General features: G+C 64.7%; 21 protein-coding genes and 1 pseudogene. 9 read left to right on the top strand and 13 right to left on the bottom strand.

Annotated elements, in window-relative coordinates; all coding sequences use genetic code 11:
* Positions 1 to 18: 18 nt before the first annotated feature.
* Positions 19 to 717 (top strand): DUF1045 domain-containing protein, encoded by a 699-nt coding sequence (locus X265_RS04805; protein ID WP_128963864.1) that lies wholly within the window; start codon positions 19 to 21, stop codon positions 715 to 717.
* A 111-nt stretch (positions 718 to 828) separates the two neighbouring features.
* Here the strand turns inward: X265_RS04805 and X265_RS04800 are convergent, their stop codons facing one another.
* From X265_RS04800 to X265_RS04785, 4 genes are all read right to left on the bottom strand, one after another.
* Complete coding sequence (locus X265_RS04800) at positions 829 to 1767, bottom strand: dihydrodipicolinate synthase family protein (RefSeq protein WP_128963863.1); 939 nt, start codon at positions 1765 to 1767, stop codon at positions 829 to 831.
* Positions 1768 to 1905: 138 nt separating this feature from the next.
* Positions 1906 to 3987, bottom strand: coding sequence for a methyl-accepting chemotaxis protein (locus X265_RS04795; protein WP_164938427.1), 2082 nt, complete (start codon positions 3985 to 3987; stop codon positions 1906 to 1908).
* A gap of 124 nt (positions 3988 to 4111) precedes the next feature.
* Complete coding sequence (locus tag X265_RS04790) at positions 4112 to 4885, bottom strand: enoyl-CoA hydratase (protein WP_128963861.1); 774 nt, start codon at positions 4883 to 4885, stop codon at positions 4112 to 4114.
* A gap of 12 nt (positions 4886 to 4897) precedes the next feature.
* Complete coding sequence (locus tag X265_RS04785) at positions 4898 to 5359, bottom strand: MarR family winged helix-turn-helix transcriptional regulator (RefSeq protein ID WP_128963860.1); 462 nt, start codon at positions 5357 to 5359, stop codon at positions 4898 to 4900.
* 155 nt (positions 5360 to 5514) lie between these two features.
* Here X265_RS04785 and X265_RS04780 point away from each other — a divergent pair, with 155 nt between their 5' ends.
* Positions 5515 to 7242, top strand: a complete 1728-nt coding sequence (locus tag X265_RS04780) for an ATP-dependent Clp protease adaptor ClpS (protein ID WP_128963859.1) — start codon at positions 5515 to 5517, stop codon at positions 7240 to 7242.
* 55 nt (positions 7243 to 7297) lie between these two features.
* On the opposite strand, the gene serA is transcribed toward X265_RS04780, so the two are convergent.
* From serA to X265_RS04760, 4 genes are all read right to left on the bottom strand, one after another.
* The gene (gene serA / locus X265_RS04775; protein ID WP_164938426.1) at positions 7298 to 8542 is read right to left on the bottom strand and encodes a phosphoglycerate dehydrogenase; all 1245 of its coding nucleotides are present in this window, start codon (positions 8540 to 8542) and stop codon (positions 7298 to 7300) included.
* Positions 8543 to 8628: 86 nt separating this feature from the next.
* Positions 8629 to 9861, bottom strand: a complete 1233-nt coding sequence (locus tag X265_RS04770) for a rhodanese-like domain-containing protein (protein WP_128963857.1) — start codon at positions 9859 to 9861, stop codon at positions 8629 to 8631.
* 84 nt (positions 9862 to 9945) lie between these two features.
* Positions 9946 to 10194: a hypothetical protein gene (locus X265_RS04765; RefSeq protein WP_244659476.1), complete on the bottom strand. Its 249-nt coding sequence runs from the start codon at positions 10192 to 10194 to the stop codon at positions 9946 to 9948.
* A 197-nt stretch (positions 10195 to 10391) separates the two neighbouring features.
* Complete coding sequence (locus X265_RS04760; protein ID WP_128963856.1) at positions 10392 to 11303, bottom strand: alpha/beta fold hydrolase; 912 nt, start codon at positions 11301 to 11303, stop codon at positions 10392 to 10394.
* A 164-nt stretch (positions 11304 to 11467) separates the two neighbouring features.
* Between X265_RS04760 and X265_RS04755 the strand changes: the two genes are divergently transcribed.
* Positions 11468 to 12328 (top strand): LysR family transcriptional regulator, encoded by an 861-nt coding sequence (locus tag X265_RS04755; RefSeq protein WP_128963855.1) that lies wholly within the window; start codon positions 11468 to 11470, stop codon positions 12326 to 12328.
* On the opposite strand, the gene X265_RS04750 is transcribed toward X265_RS04755, so the two are convergent.
* Positions 12242 to 13459 carry a PepSY-associated TM helix domain-containing protein gene (locus tag X265_RS04750; RefSeq protein WP_128963854.1) on the bottom strand — a complete coding sequence of 406 codons (1218 nt, stop codon included), beginning with the start codon at positions 13457 to 13459 and terminating at the stop codon, positions 12242 to 12244. The genes X265_RS04755 and X265_RS04750 overlap by 87 nt on opposite strands.
* 39 nt (positions 13460 to 13498) lie before the next feature.
* Positions 13499 to 15823, bottom strand: coding sequence for a TonB-dependent siderophore receptor (locus X265_RS04745; protein WP_128963853.1), 2325 nt, complete (start codon positions 15821 to 15823; stop codon positions 13499 to 13501).
* Positions 15824 to 16061: 238 nt separating this feature from the next.
* Here X265_RS04745 and X265_RS04740 point away from each other — a divergent pair, with 238 nt between their 5' ends.
* From X265_RS04740 to X265_RS04725, 4 genes and pseudogenes are all read left to right on the top strand, one after another.
* A complete protein-coding gene (locus tag X265_RS04740) occupies positions 16062 to 16514 on the top strand; it encodes a MarR family winged helix-turn-helix transcriptional regulator (protein WP_128963852.1) in 453 nt (150 codons plus the stop codon).
* Positions 16515 to 16550: 36 nt separating this feature from the next.
* Complete coding sequence (locus X265_RS04735; protein WP_128963851.1) at positions 16551 to 17120, top strand: isochorismatase family protein; 570 nt, start codon at positions 16551 to 16553, stop codon at positions 17118 to 17120.
* Complete coding sequence (locus tag X265_RS04730; RefSeq protein WP_128963850.1) at positions 17117 to 17446, top strand: hypothetical protein; 330 nt, start codon at positions 17117 to 17119, stop codon at positions 17444 to 17446. The genes X265_RS04735 and X265_RS04730 overlap by 4 nt, the downstream gene beginning before the upstream one ends.
* 2 nt (positions 17447 to 17448) lie before the next feature.
* A pseudogene (locus X265_RS04725) lies at positions 17449 to 18682 on the top strand (MFS transporter).
* Here X265_RS04725 and X265_RS04720 read toward each other — a convergent pair.
* Positions 18679 to 19563, bottom strand: a complete 885-nt coding sequence (locus tag X265_RS04720) for a dihydrodipicolinate synthase family protein (RefSeq protein ID WP_128963849.1) — start codon at positions 19561 to 19563, stop codon at positions 18679 to 18681. The pseudogene X265_RS04725 and the gene X265_RS04720 sit on opposite strands and share 4 nt — an antisense overlap.
* A 171-nt stretch (positions 19564 to 19734) precedes the next feature.
* On the opposite strand from X265_RS04720, the gene X265_RS04715 reads away from it, so the two are divergent.
* The gene (locus X265_RS04715) at positions 19735 to 21147 is read left to right on the top strand and encodes an FAD-binding oxidoreductase (RefSeq protein ID WP_128963848.1); all 1413 of its coding nucleotides are present in this window, start codon (positions 19735 to 19737) and stop codon (positions 21145 to 21147) included.
* Positions 21148 to 21155: 8 nt separating this feature from the next.
* Positions 21156 to 21821, top strand: coding sequence for a GntR family transcriptional regulator (locus X265_RS04710; RefSeq protein ID WP_128963847.1), 666 nt, complete (start codon positions 21156 to 21158; stop codon positions 21819 to 21821).
* 4 nt (positions 21822 to 21825) lie between these two features.
* Here the strand turns inward: X265_RS04710 and X265_RS40320 are convergent, their stop codons facing one another.
* Positions 21826 to 21990 carry a hypothetical protein gene (locus X265_RS40320; protein WP_164938424.1) on the bottom strand — a complete coding sequence of 55 codons (165 nt, stop codon included), beginning with the start codon at positions 21988 to 21990 and terminating at the stop codon, positions 21826 to 21828.
* Between the two features lie 145 nt (positions 21991 to 22135).
* Positions 22136 to 22321 (bottom strand): hypothetical protein, encoded by a 186-nt coding sequence (locus tag X265_RS04705; protein ID WP_128963846.1) that lies wholly within the window; start codon positions 22319 to 22321, stop codon positions 22136 to 22138.
* Between the last annotated feature and the right edge of the window lie 77 nt (positions 22322 to 22398).

The raw sequence follows: 22398 nt of genomic DNA, 5'->3' as shown, positions 1-22398 counted from the left end.
TTTGGTTATGCTGCGACCATGACAGGTTTTCCCCGCTACGCGATCTACTTTGCCGCCGGCGCTGACAACGCGCTCACCCGCTTCGGCGCCGAGCTGCTGGGCTATGAGGCTTACACCGGAGACGAGGTCTCGTTTCCGGATGAGGCGTTGCGCATCGCGCCGGACTGGCGCGACGTCACCGCCGATCCCCGCAAATACGGATTTCACGGCACGTTGAAGGCACCGATGGCCCTGGCATCAGGCGGGACCGAGGCGGAGCTCGTGACTGCGTGCGCGACATTCGCCGGCAAGGTGCGGCCGATTCCGCTGATCCGGCCGATCGTCGATGCCATCAGCGGCTTCATCGCCGTCATCCCCGCCGAACCTGTCGACGCTCTCCAGCAATTGGCCGCCGATTGCGTCCGCGATTTCGATTGCTTTCGCCCAGCGCTCACGGCGGAAGATCGCGCGCGGCGCAGGCCCGAAAAGCTGAGCCAGCGCCAGCGCGAATGTCTCGATCGCTGGGGCTACCCTTACGTGATGGAAGAATTCCGCTTCCACATGACGCTGACGGGAAGGCTCGATGCCGAGCGGCACGGGCCGATCCTGGAGATGCTGCGCAGACGGTTCGCGGCGCTGAAGCTCGATACGCTTGAGATCGATCGCATCACGCTGTTCAAACAGGATGAGGCGAAAGCACGCTTTCGCATCATTGGTGAGTGGAAGCTGGCGCGATAGCCTCAACAAACTCGGTCGTTGCGAGCGCAGGGAAGCAATCCAGACTGTATCCGCGGAAATACTCTGGCTTGCTTCGTCGCAAGAGCTCCTCGCAATGACAGTGGAGAGACTCTACTTACCCCAGCGCAGCGCCAGCGCGTCGCGCTCCTTGGCCAGCTCCAGCAAGCCCGCGCGCGTCGCCGGATGCAGCGGTTGCAGCGGATGGCGAACCGTGTCGGACTTGATCACGCCGCCGGCCTGCATCATCGCCTTGCATGCGATCAGGCCGCATTGGCGGTTCTCGTAATTGATCAGCGGCAGCCAGCGCTCATAGGCGGCCTTCGCCTTTTCGCGATCGCCGGCGAAATAGGGATCGATGATCTGCCTGATACCGTCGGGATAGCCGCCGCCGGTCATTGCGCCAGTGGCGCCGGCGTCGAGATCGGCCATCAGCGTGATCGCTTCCTCGCCGTCCCAGGGACCTTCGATCGCGCTGCCGCCGGTCTCGATCAAGCTGCGCAGCTTCGCCGCGGCAAAGGGCACCTCGACCTTGAAATAGCGGATGTTGGCGAAGTCGCGCGCGAGCCGCGCCAGCAGCTCGACGGAGAGCGGCGTCCCCGCGACCGGCGCGTCCTGGATCATGATGGGAATGTTGATCGCGCCCGAGAGCACTTTGAAGAATTCGACGATGCCTTTTTCAGGCACCCGGAACGTCGCGCCGTGATAGGGCGGCATGACCATAACCATCGCGGCGCCCGCCGCCTCGGCCTGCTTGCTGCGCGCGGCGCACACGGCCGAGCTGAAATGGGTGGTGGTCACGATCACGGGCACGCGGCCGGCGACGTGCTCCAGCACTGCATGCATCACGGTCTCGCGCTCGTCATCGGTCAGCACAAACTGCTCGGAGAAATTGGCGAGGATGCAGATGCCGTGCGAGCCGGCATCGATCATGAAATCGATGCAGCGGCGCTGGCCCTCGAGGTCGAGTTCACCCCGCTCGTCGAAGATGGTGGGGGCGACGGGGAACACGCCGCGATAGGGGCGCTGGGCCTTGTGAGGGGTGACCGGCATCGAAAATATCTCCCTGGAGTCCTGTCGCTTGTTCTGATGCGCCGGTAAGGCGCGTCAGATCATGGTACCGCTACCATCTACAGGGCGAACGCGCGCGCGGCAATGCCGATCCGCGCGCCATCGAACAGGGGCTGGAACCTAAGCGGTCTTCACCGCGCCAAGGAAACCCTCGACCGCGACCCGGAGGCGATCGGCGTCGGCCGACATCTTGGTCACGGACTGGAACAGCACCGTCCCGGCATTGCCGGTTTCCTGGTTGAGCCTGGCGACACTGCCGATGGTGTCGGTGACCTCACGGGTGCCTTGGGCGGCCTGCTGGAAATTGCGGGAGATTTCCGTGGTGGCTGCGCGCTGTTGTTCGACGGCGGCCGCGATCGCGGTCATCTTCTCATCGATGCCGTTGATGGCACTGCCGATCGAACGGATGGCGGCAACCGCCTGACCGGTCGCGCCCTGGATCTCCTCGACCTGGCGCGAGATCTCTTCGGTCGCCGTCGCCGTCTGAGACGCGAGGCTCTTGACCTCGCCGGCGACCACGGCGAAACCGCGGCCGGCCTCGCCGGCGCGGGCAGCCTCGATGGTGGCGTTCAGCGCGAGCAGATTGGTCTGGCCGGCGATGGCGTGGATCATCTTCACGACCTCGCTGATGCGACTTGCGGTCTGGTCGAGGATCTCGACCGTCGCATTGGTCTGCTCGGCCTGAGCCACGGCCTCGCGGGCCTCGCGCGCGCTCGACTGCACTTGCGCGGAGATCTCGCCGACCGAGGCCGAGAGCTCCTCGGTCGCGGCCGCGATGGTCTCGAGATTATTGGTGGCCTGCTCGGCGGCGGACGAGACTGCAGAGGTCTGGCTGCTCGATTCCGACACCAGCGAGCGCACATCGGTCGCCGTGGCATCGAGCTCCTTGGCCGATGCGGCGACGCTCTCGATCACGGCCTGCACCGTATCATCAAAGCTGCGACAGGCGGCATCAACCGTACCCGAACGAGCGAGTTGCAACGCCTGCTGCGATTCGCGCTCCTGGCCGAGGCGTTCCGCGGTGGCCGCGCTCTCGCGCAGGCTTTCGAGCGCGGCAGCCATGGTGCCGAACTCGTCGGGATATCGGGGTTGCGGAACCGCCGTCGCATAATCGCGAGCGCTGATACGGGCGATTGCGTCGAGGATGGCACGCACCGGGCGCATGAGACGATTGCGCACGACGTAGACACCGGCCAAGGTCACGGCGAGCGCCAGCAGGAAGGCGAGCGACTGGACCACGAGATTGGTCAGCGCCTTCGCCTGCACCGTTTCGGCCCGCGCGATCGACTGGTCCAGCGCCTTGTTCGCGACGGCCACGATAGACGCGAACGGCGACTGGCACAGCGTATTCCATTCCGAAGCGGCCATGGCTGGCTTGCCGCTGCCGTCAAAGTTCCTGGTGATCTCCCCGATCTGCTTGAGAGCGCCGTCGGTCTTGGCGCGCGCCTCCTTGGCAGCGGTGATCAGCTCCGCGGCTACGTCTGGCGAGGCCAAAAGCTCGTCCATGCCCGACCAGCCGGAATTGATGGTGCCGTCCCATTGCGCCAGCGTGCGCTTCTGATTGTCGTCGAGCGGCTTGCTGCTGTTGACGTTCGAGCGCAATGCCGAACAATGGATTCCATAGCGGTCGCGCACCTGCCAGGCCAGACGGCGGACCTGGATCATGCGGGCAATGAAGGGATCGTCCATCCAGGCGCGGTTCGACACCGCGGTGGAGGCGAGGTTCGCCGTTTCGATGACCTTGGTGACGGCGTCGTACCAGGAATTGGTCCGCTCGATCTTACGCTCGGCACGCGGACGCTTGGCTTCGTCGTAGAACAACTGGAATTGCGGCGCGGCCTCACCCCAGCGCTGCTTCAGCGTGCCGGCAAGCTCGTCGCGCCGCGCGAAGTTGACGCTGGCCATCGCGGCGCTGACGCCATCAAAGCCGCCCTGCTCAGCTTTCTCGGCCTCGGCCAGCTTTGGCCGAGCGTCATCGTCGCCGAGCAGCGCACTCTGGGCGTCGCCGCGATTGTTGCGCAAGGACAGGACGCCGTGGAAAATTGCCTTGTCGGCAGCGGCGAGCCGCGCGGTCTCGAGACTGTCGCTGTAGCGACCGAACGCCCCGACCATCTGGATCGCCGTAGAGGCCAGCGCACCGGCCGCCAGCAAGGCCATCAAGGTCAGGAGAAGCGAGCTTACCGATTTCTTAAAGAATGCCATGAGACACAAGGGGCCTACGTTCAAAGATTGGCCACCTTGCACCGCGACCTGCCAATGTTCCGTTAAGGTTGTTGTCAGGCGCCGGAATTCTGGCCTTACCAAACCGTTAAGCAGGCCCCGGACTTCACGAAATCTTTGTGAAGTCGGGCGGACGCCGCTCGGCGAACGCAGTGAATGCCTCGCGCGCCTCGGCGGTGCGCAGACGCTGCGCAAACTGCTCGCCCTCGGCCAGCATCTGCGCGACCAGCGCCTCGCCATTGCGCATCAGCTTCTTGGTTGCGATGAGTGCACCGGCCGGCTGGCGCGCGAGGCGCTGGGCCAGCGCAAGCGCCTCGGCGTCGAGCTTGTCGAGCGGCACCACGCGGTTGGCCAGGCCCCATTCGAGCGCGGCCTTGGCGGGGACAGTCTCACCCAGCGCGAACATCTCGTATGCGCGGGCATAGCCGATGCGCGCCGGCATCAGCAGGCTCGAGGCGGCCTCCGGCACCAGCGCAAGACTGACGAAGGGCGTCGACAACAGGGTATTGTCGGCGAGCACGACGAGATCGCAGTGCAAGAGCATCGTGGTGCCGACGCCGACGGCGCGGCCCTGCACGGCCGCGACCAGCGGACGGCTGCAGCGCGCCAGCGACTGAATGAAACGGCCGACATTGCGGCTGCCTTCGGACTTGCCTGACGCGACGGCTGCAAACTCGCCGACGTCATTGCCGGCGGTGAACATGTCGCCCTCGCCGCGGATCAGCAGCACGCGCGCGGACGGATCAGACTCGGCGGATTCGATGGTGTCGGCGAGCTTGCCGTACATCGCGTCCGTCAGCGCGTTCTTCTTGTCTGGGCGCGCCAGAGTGATCGTGAGAACTCCGTTGTTGTTCTTCTCAACTCGCACATGCTCGGTCATGGGTCTCTCCTGCTATTCCTCTGTATCTCTTGCGGTATCTCTTGGAAACTTCTCTTGAATACTCGTCAGCCAGCGCGCGACGATGTCGACCTCCGCGCTGGTAAACCCCTCCGTCAGCGCGGCATTGACCGCGGCCGCATCGCTCTTCGCCTGCGAAAGCACATTGCGGCCCTTCGGCGTCAACCACACCCGCCAGGCGCGGCCGTCATCGCGATCGGCTCGCCGCTCGACCAGTTTTGCCGCAGCGCTGCGATCGACCAGACCCGAGATGCCGGCCGGCCCCATATCAAGCGCTGCGCCCGCCTCGCCCATGAGGACACCATCCTGCTTGCCGAGGATGAACAGCAGCCCCGCCTGCGCCGGCGTCACTTCGCTCGAAGGCTGCGCCGCCATCCAGCGCTGCAAACGGCGTTGCGCGACGTTCAGCAGATAAATCAGCCGGTGATGCCTCGCCTCGGGCAGTTTATTTCGCATGCGAAATAGATACCCGAAGCGAATCGGATTGTCAAAAAGACAGCAGTCATGCTGCACAGCACGTCTGCGACCTCCCGGCAACGTCGTGCTTGACGGCTGCTCCCTTTTGTGTTCCCTATTCGTTCCATTCTAGTGAAAGTTGTAGCGGAGTTGTTATGATGGATGATGCGCGCGGCGAGCGTGAGCCGGCTCAGCTCGTAATTTACAATGATGACGATACGCCGGATGACTTCGTCATCGCTCTGCTCCGCCAGGTGTTCGGCAAGACGGAGCGCGAGGCCGCCGCGCTGGTGACATTGATCGAGCGCGAAGAGAAAGTCGCCTGCGGTCCCTACCCACAATCGGTCGCGGAGGCATTGTTCAAATCGGCCAAGCAATATGTCTGGCTCGGGCAACATCCGCTGAAGATCACGCTTGAAGAGATCAAGACTCCCTGCGAGCTCTGCGGCAAGCCGCAGGGACAGACGGACATTCGCGTCGGCAACCGCACGGTCTGGCTGTGCAGCGACTGCATTCAGGCAGCAGACACCTTGAGCATGCCGGCAGAGCCGGAAGAGGAATTCGAACACGCTTGCGATGTGCTGGACTGGCACTTTACCGGGATCGCGCGCAGCAAGCTGGTGACCACGATCCGCCAGTTTCCCGGACATATGCGGGTCGACCTCCAGACGGCCATCGACAGGCTGTTCGGCAAGGCCATCAGGCTGTTCGGGCTGAACGAGGAACAGCGCTACGAAACGCTGTCGATGTCGCGGCTTCTCCGGGAAGGCCGCAATGCGCTCGCAATTGCGCCGCTGCAATATTCCGACATCGATGTCGGCGAGAAGAGCCCGGTCAAATGCCTCGATAACGGCCTGTGGCTATGCAAGCAGGACGACCTGCACTTTGCGGTTCTGCTCAGCGCACATCGCGAATTCAGCCGCGAGCCGGGTATTCGTCTTGAGATCATGGTGCCCGTGGGCACCGCAGGCGCGGTTCTCGTCCAGCAATGTTTTGGCGAGCTGGAACAGGCCGTGCAAGCCGCGCGCAGCTATCGCGGCAAGATCCTCTCGCTCGACGCCGATTCCGACTATCGCGGCAACTCGCGCGGCATCACCGTGCATCGATTAGCGCCGGTCGCACGTGACGAGGTGATCCTGCCGGAGCGGACCTTGCGGCTGCTCGATCGCAACGTGCTGACCTTCGTCGGCAGCCGCGATCAATTACGTCGGCTTGGCCAGTCGACCCGCAAGGGCATCCTGCTGTACGGCCCGCCGGGGACCGGCAAGACCCACACCATCCGCTATCTCGCGACACATTTGCCCGGACATACCACGCTGATCATCACGGCCGAGCAGATCGCCCTGCTCGGCGCCTATATGAGCCTGGCGCGATTGCTCCAGCCGTCGATGGTCGTGATCGAGGATGTCGACCTCATCGCCCGCGATCGCGACGACATGGGACCCTGCGAGGAATCCATGCTGAACAAGCTGCTCAACGAGATGGACGGGCTGAAGGAGGACGCCGACATCCTGTTCGTCCTCACCACCAACCGGCCGGAGGACCTCGAAGGCGCCCTCGCCGGCCGCCCGGGCCGTATCGATCAGGCGATCGAAGTGCCGCTCCCGGACGAGGCCGGCCGTGCCAAGCTGGTCCGGCTCTACGGCAAGGGACTGCCGCTTGAGGATGCGGTCATCGCCGAGGCGGCCTGCCGCAGCGAGGGCACGAGCTGCGCGTTCATCAAGCAATTGATGCGACGACTGGCGCAGGCGAGCCTCGCGCGCGACGGCGGCCATTCGGTGATTTCAGCCGATATCGACGAGGCGCTCGACGACATGCTGTTCTCCGGCGGGAGGCTGAATGCGCAATTGCTCGGCGGCGCACAGGCCATGGCGGCGGGGTGAATCCGTCGCCATCGCGCGCATTCAATACGGCCTGCTGCCGGCCGTCAACGCAGCGCTAGTGCTCGAACACCAGCCGGGCGCCGATCGTTCCTTCCAGGGCGCGGATCTGCGCCAGCAGCGCGCCTGAATCCTGGCCGCCGAGATCGGCGTCGAGCACGACGTAACCGAGGTCGCCCGCGGTCTCTAGATATTGGGCGGCGATGTTGATGTCGCGCTGGAGGAAGACCTCGTTGAGCCGGCGCAGCATGCCGGGCACGTTGCGATGGACATGGCTGAAGCGCGCGCCGGAGGGGCGCAAATGCAGCTGCACCTCGGGGAAATTCACCGCGCCCATGGTCGAGCCCGTGATGAAATAGTCGACCAGCTTGCGCGCCACCTCGCCCCCGATCCGCTCCTGCGCCTCTTCCGTCGAGCCGCCGATATGCGGGGTGAGGATGACATTGCGGAGACCCTGCATCGGGCTCTTGAAGCGTTCCGAATTCGACGACGGCTCGACCGGAAACACATCGACGGCGGCGCCGGCGAGATGACCGTCGCGCAAGGCGCCCGCAAGCGCGTCGAGGTCGACGACGGTACCCCGGCTGTTGTTGATCAGGAACGCGCCCGGCTTCATCGCGCGCAGCTCCTTCTCGCCGATCATGCCTGATGTCTCCGGCGTCTCGGGCACGTGCAGACTGACGACGTCGCTCTGCGCCAGCAGCTCTTCCAGCTTCTCGACCGGCTCGGTGTTGCCGTGGCGGAGCTTGTCGGTGCGGTCGTAATAGATCACCCGCATGCCCATGGCTTCGGCCAGCGTCGAGAGCTGCGAACCGATATTGCCATAGCCGATGATGCCGAGGGTGCGGCCGCGCACCTCGCGGCTGCCGGCCGCGGACTTGTCCCAGCCGCCCTCATGGGCCGACACCGACCGCGGGAAGATCTGCCGCAGCAGCATCACGATCTCGCCGATCACGAGCTCGGCAACGCTGCGGGTGTTGGAGAACGGCGCGTTGAACACGGGAATGCCGCGCTTGCGCGCCGCCAGGAGATCGACCTGGTTGGTGCCGACGCTGAAGCAACCGACCGCGAGCAGCCCGTCGGCGGCCCCGAGCACCTCGTCGGTGATCTGGGTGCGCGAACGGATGCCGAGCAGCGAGACGCCCTTGAGCGCCTGGCGCAGCGCCTCGCCGTCCAGCGCCTTGGTCAGGCGCTCGACATTGGTGAAGCCTGCGCCCTTGAACAGATCCACGGCGCTGTCGTTGACACCTTCAAGCAGCAGCGCCTTCGCGCTCCGCTCAGGGTTTTGGCCTGGGGCTGACATAGAATCTCCATGACTGGCGGCTTTGCCGCAGCTCTTAGACCGCGGACGCCGCACAGCACAATAGGCAAGAAACGACGCCGCCGCGCTCAGATCACGTAGAACCCATGCGTGCCGTCCCGGCGGAGCTGGTCGACCAGGCCGTATTCCCAGTCGAGATAGGCTTGCATCGCGCCCTCTGCGATGCCGGTTCCCTCGTAGGGACGGTGGTAGCGATGCGCGGGGTCGGGCTTCGGCAACACCAGCGGCGGGCCGACCTCGAGCGTGCGGTCATAGCCACCTTCGAGCACATAGACTTCCCAGCCCATCTGCGCGAGCCAGGAGGCCGTCATGTCGGCGCGCACGCCCTTGTCGTCGGTCAGGAGGATGCGCGCCCCGCGGACCGGCGCAGCCATATCGGTCTCCTGCACGAGCTGACCGCCGGGATAGTGGCGGAAGCCGGGGAGATGTCCGGCGGCATATTCCTCGGCATCGCGCACGTCGAAGCGATAGAGCGTGCGATCGGTCGCAGCGACCAGCGCCGACATCTCGTTTGCGCCGACATGGCGGACGCCGGCGCGATAGGCGACATCGCGGGCATTGGCCGGACCGCCTTCGAACGACCCGATCGCGCCGCGCCGGTCGGCACCATGGCTCAGCGTGTGCCGCGCCAGCGTCCAGCCGATCGTGCCGTTGCGCAAGGCCCGCACCTTGTTGGGCACGCCTGCGTTGATGAGCGACTGGGTGCCGATGATCGAGCGGGTGCGGCCGGCACAATTGACGATGATCGTGGTGTCGGGATCGGGCGCGGCCTGGCCGGCCCGCAGCACCAGTTCAGCTCCGGGCACGCTGACCGAGCCCGGAATGTTCATGGTCGCATATTCATCGAAGCGGCGAACGTCGAGGATGGCGATGTTGGCCTTGTCCGCGATCAGTTTGGCCACCTCGTCGGCACTGAGCGAGGGTGTATGCCGGCGCGCCTCGACCAGTTCGCCGAACGCCTTCGAGTAGGAGTTGACGTCCTCGAACACCTCATAGCCCGCCCCGCGCCAGGCGCTCAGCCCGCCATCGAGCGCGCGGACATTCGTGTAGGAAAGGCTTGCGAGGCGTTCGGCGCCTGCTCCGACCAGTCCCTCGCCGTCATCATAGAGCACGACCGGCACATCCTTGCGCGGCAGCCGGACCTCGGCTTCGATCGCGATCCGGTCCACGGCCATATTGGCCGCAAACAGCGGATGGCCGGTGGCGAAGGCCGCCTCATGCCTGAGATCGAGCAGCGCGATTTCCTCGCGCAGGAGCAACGCGCGGCGGATATCGGCCGGAGTTACGCTGGGAATAGCCATGGGAAAACGCGCCTGAAAGTCGAAAGGATCCGACGCTTTTGGACCATTGCTACCGCGTTGGCTAGCCACTCCGTACGCAGGCCCTCATTGCTTCGGCGCGACGGTCCCGGTCTGCTTCAACCGCTCCGACCTGACCCAGCCGGATACGCTATCTGTCGTTCTCGGATTCATGTACATGACCGACGACCAGCCATCGCCGGTTCGAGCATAGACGATCAGTTCGTCCCTGGGGATGACGAAGATCCCTTTCATCGAACAGCCCGGTTTCGGCGCCGAGTAGAATTGCAACCGCCCGGCTCCTGTCACCACATTCAAGGTCGGTGGCGAGACCATCGGAGCCTCCTTCGACCCCGTTTCCGGCTCCTTACAGACTGCATCGGCGCGGCTCGGCGTATCGAACAGGCCGAGAAGCGCCGCAAAACAGATCGTGAATGCGAGCAAGCCTCGGATTGGCGACATCATCATCCCCCTGGGCCATCCGAGATTTTGTACCGGATCTCCAGGATGAGGTTCGAAGCGATAGGTGTGTCTCAGCCCGCACCCGCCAACCGCTTCTCGATGATACTGGCGACCCGGACCGGGGTTTCCAACATGGAATAATGGCCGGCATCGTCGATGATCTCGAATGTCACGCCGGGATAGGCGAGCGCGAAGGAATTCCGCAGCGGCTCGCCGCGATAGAACGGAATGTCCAGGGCGCCGGTCACCACATGCATCGGCGCAGCCAGCGCATGCGTCTCGCCTGATATGACGGAGGACGTGAACATGGTGAGATAACCGCGCTTGGCCTCGACCGTCGAGGCCTCGCGCGCAATCGCGAGCTTGCGGCGCAGCCAACCGGCGCCGTAGCGACTGGATGTGCGGGCCGTGATCGCACGTCCGGCCGCCTCGTCCTCGTCGATGACGGCGTTGAGCGCCTTCATCGCGGCCTCGTCGGCCCGGAAGCCGCTGGGCGGCACCGGCGAGAACAGCGTCACGCTCTGAAGCCGGCTTCCGGCCTCAAGCGCGATTTTCTGGGCCACAAGGCCGGACATCGAGTGGCCAACCAGATGGAAGCGGGTAATGGCAAGCTGATCGACGGTGTGCAGCACGTCCGAGACGGCTTCATCGAGCGTGTAGCTTCCGCCCATGGCGCGTGACCAACCGTACCCTCTGAGATCCATGAACACGAAGGTATAGCGCGCAGGGTCGAGATAAGGCAGCACCGGCTCCCAGTTGACGTGATCGCCCAGCCATTCGTGCAACACCACACAGACCGCGGGGCCGTTGCCGATGCGGCAATGGCCAAGCTGGCTGCCTGTTGCCGGCTGCGGTGATGGCCAGGGAGACGACGATGGCGGTGCGGTCGCGGCGCCGCCCGCGCCCTGCGCGAAGGCCGGCGTGGTGACGATGGCGGCAGTGGCGGTCAATCCAAAGCCCTTCAGAACGGTGCGGCGTTGCATGTGTTTCCTCCGCGCCTTCGATTTCCGGCTGGCGCTGTCTGCCCTGATAGCGCGCGGACCCTGCTAGGGAGAAATTGATTTCTGCAATCGCTTGATCGATAAATCTCATTCTGACTGCCCGTCCAGCCGGAGCCTCATCCGGCGGCGCCGTCCGGAGCCTTCCCATGCCGACAACCCTCGATATCGATACGCTTCGCGCGCTGCTCGCCATTGTCGCGCTGAAGAGCTTTTCGCGCGCGGCCGAGCAGCTGGGACGATCGCAATCCGCGATCAGCCTTCAGATCGCCCGGCTCGAAGCCGTGGTCGGCCATCCCCTGCTGGAGCGGATTCGAGGCCGAGTGCTCGGACCGACCGCCAAGGGCGCGGAGCTCGTTACCCATGCGCGAGAGATGATCGCGCTCAACGACCGCACCATCGCAGCGATGCGCTGGCCGCCAGAAGAGCGGGTTCGGCTCGGCATGCCGGCCGACTTTCTCGAGCGCGATTTCGCCTCGGCCTTCGACGAAGTCCGCTCGCGCTTCCCCAAGGCACGGCTGTCGGTGCGCACAGACGTGTCGGCACGGCTCGCCGAGGACGTCAGCCATGGCCGGCTCGACCTTGCCTTCTACAAGCGGGCCCCCACAAACGAGGTCCGCGCCGCGATCGCGTTCGAACCGATGGCATGGTTCGGCAAGACGACGGCATCCGGCCGATCCGTCGATGCCGTTCCGCTGGTGGCCTTCGCGGACGGCTGTGCCTATCGCGGCGAGGCGTTGCGCAGCCTGGATCTGGCCGGACGAGCGTGGGGCATCGCCTGCGAAGCGCGCAGCCTTTCGGGCCTGGTCGGCGCCGTCAAGGCCGGCCTCGGCTACGCGGCGCTGCCGACCAGACTTGGCGAGCGCAAATCGCTGCGGCGCGCGAACGATCTAGCGGGCCTGCCGCAGCTCAACGCGGTCGAGCTAGCTCTTGGTATTGCCGAGGGATGCAACCTGCCGTTCGCCCGCGCCATCGGCGGCATTATCGCCGAACGCTGCGCGCTGGCGTGAGAGCCGCAGCTTGCGGCGCGACAGGTACAGGAGCACGCCGGTGATCGCGAACAGCGGCATCAGCGCCGCTGAGATCATGAACCCAAGCCTGCCGGGCCAGCCGAGAATGGCGCCGCGGTGGATATCGAACACGCCTGCAATCGTCTTCTCACCGAGCGTCTTGTCGGCATAGCGCTCGGCGGAGATCAGCTGGCCTGTGGCGGCATCGATGCGGAATTCATCGCGTGCGCTTTCGAGGGTGGAGTCTTTCGGCCACGACCGGATTCGCATGACCGTCCCCGGTCCAGCCGGGAGCATCAGCTGGGCTCTGGCGAAGCCAGCACTCTGTTCGCGCCGGAGGGTCGACCACGCACGATCGAACCCGACCCGTTGGGTCGGCTCGGCACGACCGGATGGATGCGGCGGCCTCTTCGCCGCCGCCACATGCGGACGCGACAGTAGCCAGACGACACCATCCTTATACCAATCGAAGGAGTACCAGAGCCCGGTGAGGCTCATCACGAGATAGACCGGCAGGACCCAGGTGCCGATGACCGCGTGTAGCGAGCGATGCAAGCCGCGCCCGCTGAGCCCGAGATTTGGCTTCAGCCACATCTTCACGCTGCTTGGGCGACGCGGCCAGCGCAGCACGAGCCCTGAGATCAGCATCGCGATCAGGCCCAGCGCGGCAACGCCGGTGATCTGGCGTCCCCACCCCCTGCCATCGCCGGGAACGAGCAGCCAGCGATGCAGCCTGCGCACAGTCGCGAAGAAGTCCTCGCCGCGCGGCACGCCAAGCACGGTCCCGTCATAGGGATCGACATAGAGCGAGGACGGCCGCGTACCCTGCTCGTCACGGGCAAAGCGGATGTGAACGGCCGCAGCCGGATCGCTCGACAGCGTGATGGCCGCGACCTCGCCGGCATCGGGCACGGCCTTCAGGCGCGATACCAGCTCGTCCGGCAGCAGTGGCGGCGGCGTCCGTGGCACGACCTGCATGATGCCGGCATTCAAGTGATCGACGATCTCGTCCTCGAAGCTCATGATCGCGCCGGTCAATGCGATCAAAGAGAGCAACAGAGCAAGCACGAGGCCGGCGATGGAATGGACCTGGAGCAGTGCAGCCTTGATTGCGAGCCCGAGCTTACGCATCGGCGCTGGCCTTCTTGCCTTGTCGTGTTATCGCCATGGCTAGAACTTCACCGTTGCCGACAGCGAAATGCGCCGGCCGTCGCCCATCGCGACGTTCAGGGCGCTGCCGGTGGTGGAGGTGTAGTAGACCTTGTCGAACAGGTTTTTGACGTTGAACTGATATGTCACGGGTACCTGGTCGAGCTTGGTGTCGTAGGTCGCAAAGATGTCGGCAACCGTGTACGCTGGGAGGAAGAACGTGTTGGCGGTGTCGCCCGGCCGGTCGCCGACATAGTGGGCGCCGCCACCGAGCCGCAGGCGTCCGGGCAACCGGTCGCCGAAGTCGTAGACGAGATAAAGCGACGCGGTGTTCATCGCGGCGTTCAATAACTTTGCGTTGCCGACTTGGGGATCGTCGATCAGGCGCGCGTCGGTATAGCCGTAGCTGCCGATCATGCTCCATTGATCCGTGAGCCTGCCGGTGACGTCCAGTTCGACACCGCGCGATCGGGCTGCGCCCGAGGCCCGCCCGGTCGACCTGCCACCGCCAATGTCATCCAGCACCAGCACGTTCTTCTTTCTGATGTCGTAGACCGCAAACGTACCCGACAACCGCTTGTTGACATCGAACTTCAGCCCGGTCTCCCACTGCGTGCCCTCTTCAGGCGCGATGGTAGAATCGACGACGAAGCCGCTGGTGAATGCCGCGATCGTCGAAGTCGGCTTCAGCGATTGCGTATAGCTCACGTAATAGGAGAGCTCTTCGCTCAGCTTGACGATGATCCCACCGAGCGGCAGCACCTTGTCGCCCGACAGGTTGGTGTTGGTGACGAAGACAGGTCGGCCCTTTCCGGCGAGCTGCTCATATTGCATCCAGCGCACGCCGCCGATCACGGACAGCCAGTTGGTCACATGGAACGTGTCCTGGGCGAAGAAGCCGCGGGTGCCGAGCTTGTCGGTCTGCTCGCTGTCGACAGGCGAAACGGTCGTGCCCGGCGCGATCAGCCCATAGACCGGATTGTAGACATTGAAGCTCGGAGTCGCCTGGCGGATCAAGTCGCGGCGATCGATCGTGCGATACAACGCCTCGCCGCCGAACAAGATCTCGTTGCGGAAGCCGCCGACCCAGACGTCGCCTTGCATGTAGGAGGTGCCGTAGCTTGCGTTGCTGAGCGAGTTCTGGGTACCGTCGTTGCTGCGGGTCTCAATGCCCGTCTTCGCATTGACGCCGGTGATGCGAAGCTGGTTGGCGCTGTAAGTCTCGGTGTTGTAGCTGTACGCCGCAGTGACTTTCCAATCTTCGCTCAGCTTCTGCTCGACCGAGCCCTGCACCAGATCCGACGTGCCCCACATGTTGTTGAAGGGTTCATCGAGCCGGCGCGTCTTCGGGATTGCCAGCGGCGCGCCGTTGGCGAGGGCCGTGCCGCGGTCGAAGGGATAGATGAATTCGCGATGCTCATAGGTGAGCTGGACCGTCGTCGTCTCGCCGTACCAGGCGAGTGACGGGTTTACGAGCATTTCCCGATGGCGACCGAAATTGCGCCAGTAATCCTCGCTGACGCCGTAACCAATGAACCGATAGGCAAGGCCGCCATTCCCGATCGGGCCGGTGACATCGACGGTGCCGTCGGCGCCGTTGCGATCGTTGGCGTAGGCCGAGCCGAGCAGCGAAATCGAGCCGTGCTGATAGAGCTCCGGGCGCTTGCTGATGGTGTTGACGATGCCGCCGGGATCCATAATTCCGTACAGGAGCGAGGCCGGCCCCTTCAGCACCTCGACGCTGTCGACTGCAGCATTGAGGCTGCGCCCCTGCACCAGCGGCATGCCGTTGCGCATGATCGAGCCGTCGCGATTGTCACCAAAGCCGCGTCGGATCACCGCGTCCTGGGTGCCCGCGAGTGTGTTGGTCTGAGTGATGCCGCTGATGTTGACCAAGGCATCGTCGATGTTGCGCGGCAGCTGGTCCTTGAGGACCTGTGCAGGCACGACGTTGACAGACTGTGATGTGTCGAGCGGCGAAGCGCCCGAACGCAGGGTGGTTGCGCTCGGCATGGCACGATAGCCGAGCTTTGCGGACTGCTGCGCGGCGGCCTCTGCCGCTGCACGCTCGGACAAAGTCTGCGCTGAGGGCGGAACGATGGCTTGATTGCGACGCGCGGCTGCCTGTGTGCGTCGTTGCGATTGCCCCGAAGCGCGCGACGCCTTCGGTCGCTGCGTCGGCGCATCCACGTTCACCGGCGGCAGCGCCGTTTGCGCCTGCGCGATCGTGCTGCCGGTGGGATATTCGGCCACCAGCACGGCCGCGCCGAGGAGAAGACTTGCACCGCTCTTGGCGGCGCGATTTCGATGGCCGCTGACGCGAGGGCCATCCGCAGAGGCACGCACTTTCAATTCACTTCCAAGTCACTGCATTGACGCTGGCGCGTCTAGCAGCCGCCGCGAATGAAGACGACTTGAATAGCTCTAGTCTTGAATCGTTCTAAGCGCAGGCGCGATCGCGTGACACGCGCTGGCTGGTGTCGCCATCGCGGCAGCCGGCGCGTCTGGCTCACGTTTTTTTGCTCAGTCTAACTGCACAGGCAATCTTTACAGATTAGCTGTAAAAATGCCATGCTACCTTGCCATGATAAATTCATCAGACCAACGCCCGTCCGCGCGCGCGGGCGCGCTTGCGGAAGACCTCCGTTCACTGGTTGGCAAGCTCAAGCGGCGACTCCGCGAGCAGGCAGGCCCTGAGGATTTGACGCCATCCCAGGTATCGATCCTGCTGCGCCTGGAAAAGGACGGCCCCGCCACAGTGTCGAGCCTGGCGCGATCGGAAAAGATGCGCCCGCAATCGATGAGCACCGCGGTCGCCGCTCTGCTGGCCGCAGGCCTTGTCAGTGGCGCGCCTGATCCGGACGACGGCCGTCAAACCATCCTGTCGCTGACTAAAGCGTGCCGCGAGTGGATCCGGGTCGGCCGCGCGGCCCGGCAGGACTGGCTCTCGCGCACTATTTCGGCACGGCTGTCGTCGCGAGAGCAGGACGAACTCGCCGCCGCCGTCTCTCTGCTCAAGCGGCTCGTCGACGATTGACGCGCGCAGAACTGTCGGCTGCTAGAAAGACACATCATGGCTCTCACCACGCTCGACCCGATCACTGCCCTCATTGTCGTCGACCTGCAACGCGGCATCGTCGATCTGCCGTCCGTGCATCCCATGGGAGACGTCGTGGCACGCGCTGGCGCGCTTACGCGCGCGTTCCGGCGGCATCGTCTGCCAGTCGTGCTGGTCAATGTCGCCGGCAGTGCGCCCGGTCGGACCGAGCGGCCTCGTCCCGAAGGTCCCTTCCCCCACGGGTGGGCCGATCTTATTCCCGAGCTCGATCGGCAGGCCGACGACCTCACCGTGACCAAGCAGACATGGGGCGCATTCGCGAGCACGGACATCGAGAGCAATCTACGGCAGCGTGACGTCACGCAGGTCGTCATCGCAGGTGTCGCGACCGGCACCGGCGTCGAATCTACGGCACGGCAAGCTTACGAGGCGGGCTTCAATGTCACCCTTGCGATCGACGCCATGACCGACCCGCGTGCCGAAGCGCACGACTACAGCATCGCCAACGTTTTTCCGAGACTCGGCGAGAGCGGCTCGACGCAAGCGATCATCGATTTGCTGGCAGCACGGAGCGCACAGGCATGAACTGGCTTCATCTCGTTTCCTATTTTTGGGGCGGCGCATTTCTCGCGAACGCCATCCCACATCTAGTCAGCGGGCAGCGCGGCGAACCGTTCCAGAGTCCGTTCGCAAAACCGCCGGGCGAAGGTCTGTCTTCATCGACGGTCAACGTGCTCTGGGGCTCCTTCAACGTGGTCGTTGCATACCTCCTCATTTGTCGCGTCGGAGAATTTGCTCTGCTGGACACGAACGATGTCGTCGCCCTCGGGCTTGGCGCGTTGCTCTTGAGCCTCTTTCTCGCGCGACGCTTCGGCCGGTTCCACGGCGGCAACACGCCATCGGGTTCGTAAGCGTGGCCGCTGCAGGCACATTCCGTTCGCTGCGGAACTACAATTACCGTGTCTGGGCTGCGGGCGCGCTGGTGTCCAACACCGGGACCTGGATGCAGCGCGCCGCGCAGGACTGGCTCGTTCTCACCGAGCTTACGCGGCACAACGCCTCGGCCGTCGGCATCGTGATGGCGCTCCAGTTCGGGCCGCAGCTTCTGCTGATGCCTTGGACCGGTTTTGCGGCCGATCATTTCAACCAGCGACGGCTTCTGGTCGCGACCCAGGCGACGATGGGCGGACTCGCATTGGTGCTCGGTCTTCTTACAGTCACCGGTCTGGTGAATCTGGCACGTCTATGTGTTCGCCTTCCTGTTCGGTTGCGCCGCGGCTTTCGATGCCCCCGTGCGCCAGACGTTCGTGGCCGAGCTCGTCGGCGACGGTGAACTCCCCAATGCGATCGCGCTGAATTCGACGTCCTTCAACGCCGCGCGGATGGTCGGACCCGCGATGGCAGGAATCGTCATCGCCTCGATCGGCACCGGTTGGGCTTTCCTGCTCAACGCCGCCTCCTTCATGGCGGTGCTTTGCTCGCTCGCTTTGCTGCGGACATCGGAGCTTCGCCCGAATGCACGGGCGCACCGGGCACAGGGTGTCATGACCGAGGGCTTTCGCTACGTCTGGTCGCGCAGGGATCTCAGGGCGATCATGATCATGCTGTTCCTGATCGGGACGTTCGGACTGAATTTTCCGATCTTCATCTCGACCATGGCGGTCAGCGTTTTCCACACCGATGCGCGCGGCTTCGGCTTGTTGTCGTCGACGATGGCGGTCGGCACGATCTCGGGCGCGCTGCTGGCCGCAGGGCGCGCCCAGCCACGCTTCGTCTCGCTGCTACTCGGCGCCGCAACGTTCGGCGCGGGATGCACGCTGGCTGCTCTTGCGCCGAGCTATTGGCTGTTTGCGGGCAGCCTTGTCCTGATCGGCGTCGCGGCGCTGACGGTCACCAATACCTCGAACGCCATGATGCAGCTCTCCGCCGAACCGCGGATGCGGGGGCGCGTCATGGCATTGCGCCTCGGCGTCGCGTTGGGCGGCACGCCAATCGGCGCACCCATCGTTGGATGGGTAGCGGATCATCTGGGCCCCCGTTGGGCGCTCGGCGTGGGCGCAACGGCTGGCTTTGCGGCTGCGCTCGTCGCGGTCCGCGCCATGTCGGCGCGGACCGCGAACGATCACAGCGATGAAGCGCGCGCTTAGGCGATCGCGCGGCTGGTCAGTTCGTCCAGCTTCGCCTTGAGCGCGGTGCCATCAGGCAAGGCACGCAGCGGCGGACGCACGCGCAACCAGCCGGCATCACCGGTCTGGGCGGCGAGAATGGCCTTCAGCGTGGCAAGGAAGGACGGCGACTTCACCACGATATCGACAGCCGCCTGCATCCGCGCTTCGACATCCTTCCCGTCGATCATCGCCTTGACCAGCTCCGGCGCGATATTGGCCATGCCGCAGATCGTGCCGGCGCCGCCGCCGGCGATCGCGCGCGCGATGTCGGTTTCATTGCCGACCGTGATGGCGAGCTCGGGCGCCGCGGCACGGAAGGCCTGGAACTGCTTGAAGTCGCCGCTGGAGTCCTTTAGGCCCGCGACCACATTGCCGTAGCGCTTGCGTAAATTCGCAGCGACCGTCGTCGGGATCGCGACGCCCGAGATCTGCGGGATATGATAGAGATAGGCGCGCAGACGATCGTCCGCGACGCCGTCGATGATCGCCGCAAACGCATCCTCGATGCCGTCAGCCGTGACGCTGCGATCGAAGTAAGGCGGCAGAACCAGCACGTGGCGCAGGCCCAGGCTGAGTACGGCGCGCGTCAGCGCGATGCTGTCGCTGATGGCCGGAAAGCCGCCGCCGACGCCGATGCGCTCCGCTGGCACGCCGGCCCTGAGCACTGCATCGATGGTCGCGACGCGCTCAGCAACATTGAACGAGGTCCCCTCGCCGGTGGTGCCGAACAGCACGACACCATCGACCCCCTTGCTAAACAGCTGCTTGGCATGGGCAGCGAGCTTCGCAGAGTCCACATTGCCGTCCGCCGCCAGCGGCGTCGCCGACGCCACCCAAAATCCGCGAATTGCCTCCGTCATAGCACCACCGATTGCTGCGCCCCGAATAAGGCCCTGATCCATAACGATCTTCGCGGCCATGAGGCTGTTTTTGCTTTACTTTCCATCTTGTACCTTACATACAAGTCTTATGCAATTCCCTGCTGTGCCTCCGCCCGAGGGCGGCGCGGCCAGATCTGCAAGAGGTCTCACATGGACATGCTGACGCCCGTCGGACATCCCGCCTCATTGCTCGAAACGTTGCGCGCCAGGCTCGGCGCCGCGGCCGTGCTGACCGGCAGCGACGTGCCCGCACGCAATTGCAACGATTGGAGCGCGAGCCTGCCGCAGACCCCGCTCGCGGTGATCCGCCCGCTTGATGCGCCGGGCGTTGCTGATGCGATTGCGACCTGCCGGCAGGCGCGCCTGCCGTTCGTGCCGCAGGGCGGACTGACCGGGCTCTGCCGCGGCGCCGCGCCTGAAGCAGGCTGGGTCGCGATCTCGCTGGAGCGGATGACCGGCATCGAGGAAATCGATCCCGCTTCGATGACGATGACGGTGAAAGCCGGCACACCGCTGGAGACGATTCAGAAGGCTGCGGACGAAGCCGGCTGCTTTTTTCCGCTCGATCTCGGCTCGCGCGGCTCCTGCGCGATCGGCGGCAATCTCTCGACCAATGCCGGCGGCAACCGCGTCATCCGCTACGGCATGACGCGCGAGTTGGTGCTCGGCCTCGAAGTGGTGCTGCCTGACGGCACCATCATCACTGGCCTCAACAAGCTGATGAAGAACAATGCGGGTTACGACCTGAAACATCTCTTCATCGGCTCGGAAGGCACGCTCGGCATCATCACCCGCGTGGTGCTGAAACTGTTTCCGAAGCCGCGGTCGACCATGGCCGCGCTCTGCGCACTGAAGGATTATGCCGCGGTGATCGACTTGCTCGGTGCCGCTCGCAGCGGCCTCGGTCCGCTGCTGTCGGCATTCGAAGTGATGTGGCCGGACTATTGGGACGTGATCACGACGCGCGCCGGCGTCAAGCCGCCGGTGGCCGCAGGCCATGGCCTCTACGTGCTGGTCGAGGCGCAGGGCACCGACGAGAGCGCCGATGCCCCTCGCTTCCAGGCCTGGCTCGAGGAGCTGATGGAACGCGGGCTGCTCACGGATGCTGCCGTAGCGCAATCGCTGGCGCAGACGCAAGCGTTCTGGCGCGTGCGCGACATCTGCGCCGAGTTCGGACAGGTGCTCGGGCCGCACATCTCTTACGACATCGGCCTTGCCGTGGCGCGGATGGACGAGTTCGCGACACGCTGCAAGGCGGCGCTGGCTGACGGCATCAAGGGCTGCGAGAGCGTTTATTACGGTCATATCGGCGACGGCAATCTGCACCTCGTCTCCTGGGTCGCGGGCCTTCCCGTCGCGCAGCAGCCGAAGGAGGAGATGGACGAGATCATCTACGGCCTCGTCCGCGACATGGGCGGCAGCGTCTCCGCCGAGCACGGCATCGGCACGCTGAAGAAGAGATGGCTCGGTCATGCCCGCAGCGAACCGGAGATCGCCTTGATGCGGACGCTGAAAGCCGCGCTCGATCCCGATCATCTGCTCAACCCCGGCAAGGTGATCTGAGAACCCCGATGCGCTCGCTCAAGCTGGATGCGCCGAAATCGCTGTCGCAGCGCGTGATGCTGCGGCTGCGACAGGCGATCATCGACGGCGAGTTCGCGTTGGGCGCGGCGATTTCGGAAGAGATGGTGGCGAATTCGTTCGGCGTCAGCCGCACGCCGGTGCGCGAGGCGATGGGCCAGTTGCAGACGCAAGGGCTCGTGGTGATCCGGCCGCAGGTCGGCAGCTTCGTGTTCACGCCGAGCGCAGAAGATATCACCGCGCTTTGCAGCTTTCGCATCGCGCTCGAGCCCAAGGCCGCCGAGCTCGCCTTTCGTCATGACCGGGACGGCGCGATCGCCGCGATGAGCGAGGCGATTGCGGCAATGGAGCCGGCCGTCGAGGCGAGGGACAACATCGCCTATGGCCGCGCCGACGCCGCCTTTCACGAGGCGCTGTTCACGCATTGCGGCAACCGTTATCTCGCCGAATCCTATCAGCTCGTCTCCGGCCGCGTTGCCGCGCTCCGCACCAGTCTGACATCGCCGATCGACGTGCGCACCCGCGTCTCGTTCGACGAGCACCGCGAGCTGCTCGACCTGTTCGCGCGCGGCGAGTTTGCAGCTTTCGAAGCGCTGATGACCACGCACATCACCAATTCGGGTGTGGTCTACGCCAAGGCGTTGAAAGTCGATTGATCGCCTATCTCTCCTGCTTCGAGCCCGGTCGATCGAGGAAATCCAGGGCGGTGTTGATCTGTTCGAGCTGATGCTCGATTTTGTCGCGGTCCTCCACCGACTGCGCCGTATCGAGCTGTTCGACGAGCTTCTGCTTCCGCAGCAGCAAGTTCTCAATGACTGTACTCACAGCTTCCCCATCGCCAGAGGCGACATCGCGCACACCATCGTGAAGGCGCACGCGACCCGGGCCCGCGTCGAACCCTCACGCAGAATGTTCGCGGCCGCGATTGGTTCCAATTGCGCAGCTCAGGTGCGCCGACGGGAACCTGCGTTCAGCGCGGCGCGACGATTCCGGCGAGCCGCACCTGCGCGACATGGGTGCGGCTCGCGGAGACCGAGAACACCGCCAGCAGCGTACACACCATGCAGAGCTTCATTCGAACGGTCCTGCGATCGGTGATGGGCAGGAACAGGAAAAACAGCATCGACAGGATCAGCAGCGTATCGACCAGCAGCATGGATTTCTCCCTCGCAACGGATGGGGAGCTTGGCACGGCATGCAGCAGCGATATGTGGACCGTGTCACAGTCCCGCC

The sequence above is a fragment of the Bradyrhizobium guangdongense genome (assembly GCF_004114975.1).
GTDB lineage: Bacteria > Pseudomonadota > Alphaproteobacteria > Rhizobiales > Xanthobacteraceae > Bradyrhizobium > Bradyrhizobium guangdongense.
This window is presented reverse-complemented; position numbering and strand designations above follow the sequence as displayed.

What these genes read in the sequence shown, in the direction of transcription:
- X265_RS04735 (WP_128963851.1), top strand. Translation starts at nt 16,551, where the DNA reads ATGGCTCTCACCACGCTCGACCCGATCACTGCCCTCATTGTCGTCGAC.
- X265_RS04795 (WP_164938427.1), bottom strand. Translation starts at nt 3,987, where the DNA reads ATGGCATTCTTTAAGAAATCGGTAAGCTCGCTTCTCCTGACCTTGATG.
- X265_RS04760 (WP_128963856.1), bottom strand. Translation starts at nt 11,303, where the DNA reads ATGCAACGCCGCACCGTTCTGAAGGGCTTTGGATTGACCGCCACTGCC.
- serA (WP_164938426.1), bottom strand. Translation starts at nt 8,542, where the DNA reads ATGTCAGCCCCAGGCCAAAACCCTGAGCGGAGCGCGAAGGCGCTGCTG.
- X265_RS04770 (WP_128963857.1), bottom strand. Translation starts at nt 9,861, where the DNA reads ATGGCTATTCCCAGCGTAACTCCGGCCGATATCCGCCGCGCGTTGCTC.
- X265_RS04765 (WP_244659476.1), bottom strand. Translation starts at nt 10,194, where the DNA reads ATGGTCTCGCCACCGACCTTGAATGTGGTGACAGGAGCCGGGCGGTTG.
- X265_RS04720 (WP_128963849.1), bottom strand. Translation starts at nt 19,563, where the DNA reads ATGACGGAGGCAATTCGCGGATTTTGGGTGGCGTCGGCGACGCCGCTG.
- X265_RS04755 (WP_128963855.1), top strand. Translation starts at nt 11,468, where the DNA reads ATGCCGACAACCCTCGATATCGATACGCTTCGCGCGCTGCTCGCCATT.
- X265_RS04740 (WP_128963852.1), top strand. Translation starts at nt 16,062, where the DNA reads ATGATAAATTCATCAGACCAACGCCCGTCCGCGCGCGCGGGCGCGCTT.
- X265_RS04785 (WP_128963860.1), bottom strand. Translation starts at nt 5,359, where the DNA reads ATGCGAAATAAACTGCCCGAGGCGAGGCATCACCGGCTGATTTATCTG.
- X265_RS04715 (WP_128963848.1), top strand. Translation starts at nt 19,735, where the DNA reads ATGGACATGCTGACGCCCGTCGGACATCCCGCCTCATTGCTCGAAACG.
- X265_RS04790 (WP_128963861.1), bottom strand. Translation starts at nt 4,885, where the DNA reads ATGACCGAGCATGTGCGAGTTGAGAAGAACAACAACGGAGTTCTCACG.
- X265_RS04780 (WP_128963859.1), top strand. Translation starts at nt 5,515, where the DNA reads ATGATGGATGATGCGCGCGGCGAGCGTGAGCCGGCTCAGCTCGTAATT.
- X265_RS04705 (WP_128963846.1), bottom strand. Translation starts at nt 22,321, where the DNA reads ATGCTGCTGGTCGATACGCTGCTGATCCTGTCGATGCTGTTTTTCCTG.
- X265_RS04710 (WP_128963847.1), top strand. Translation starts at nt 21,156, where the DNA reads ATGCGCTCGCTCAAGCTGGATGCGCCGAAATCGCTGTCGCAGCGCGTG.
- X265_RS04730 (WP_128963850.1), top strand. Translation starts at nt 17,117, where the DNA reads ATGAACTGGCTTCATCTCGTTTCCTATTTTTGGGGCGGCGCATTTCTC.
- X265_RS04805 (WP_128963864.1), top strand. Translation starts at nt 19, where the DNA reads ATGACAGGTTTTCCCCGCTACGCGATCTACTTTGCCGCCGGCGCTGAC.
- X265_RS04800 (WP_128963863.1), bottom strand. Translation starts at nt 1,767, where the DNA reads ATGCCGGTCACCCCTCACAAGGCCCAGCGCCCCTATCGCGGCGTGTTC.
- X265_RS04750 (WP_128963854.1), bottom strand. Translation starts at nt 13,459, where the DNA reads ATGCGTAAGCTCGGGCTCGCAATCAAGGCTGCACTGCTCCAGGTCCAT.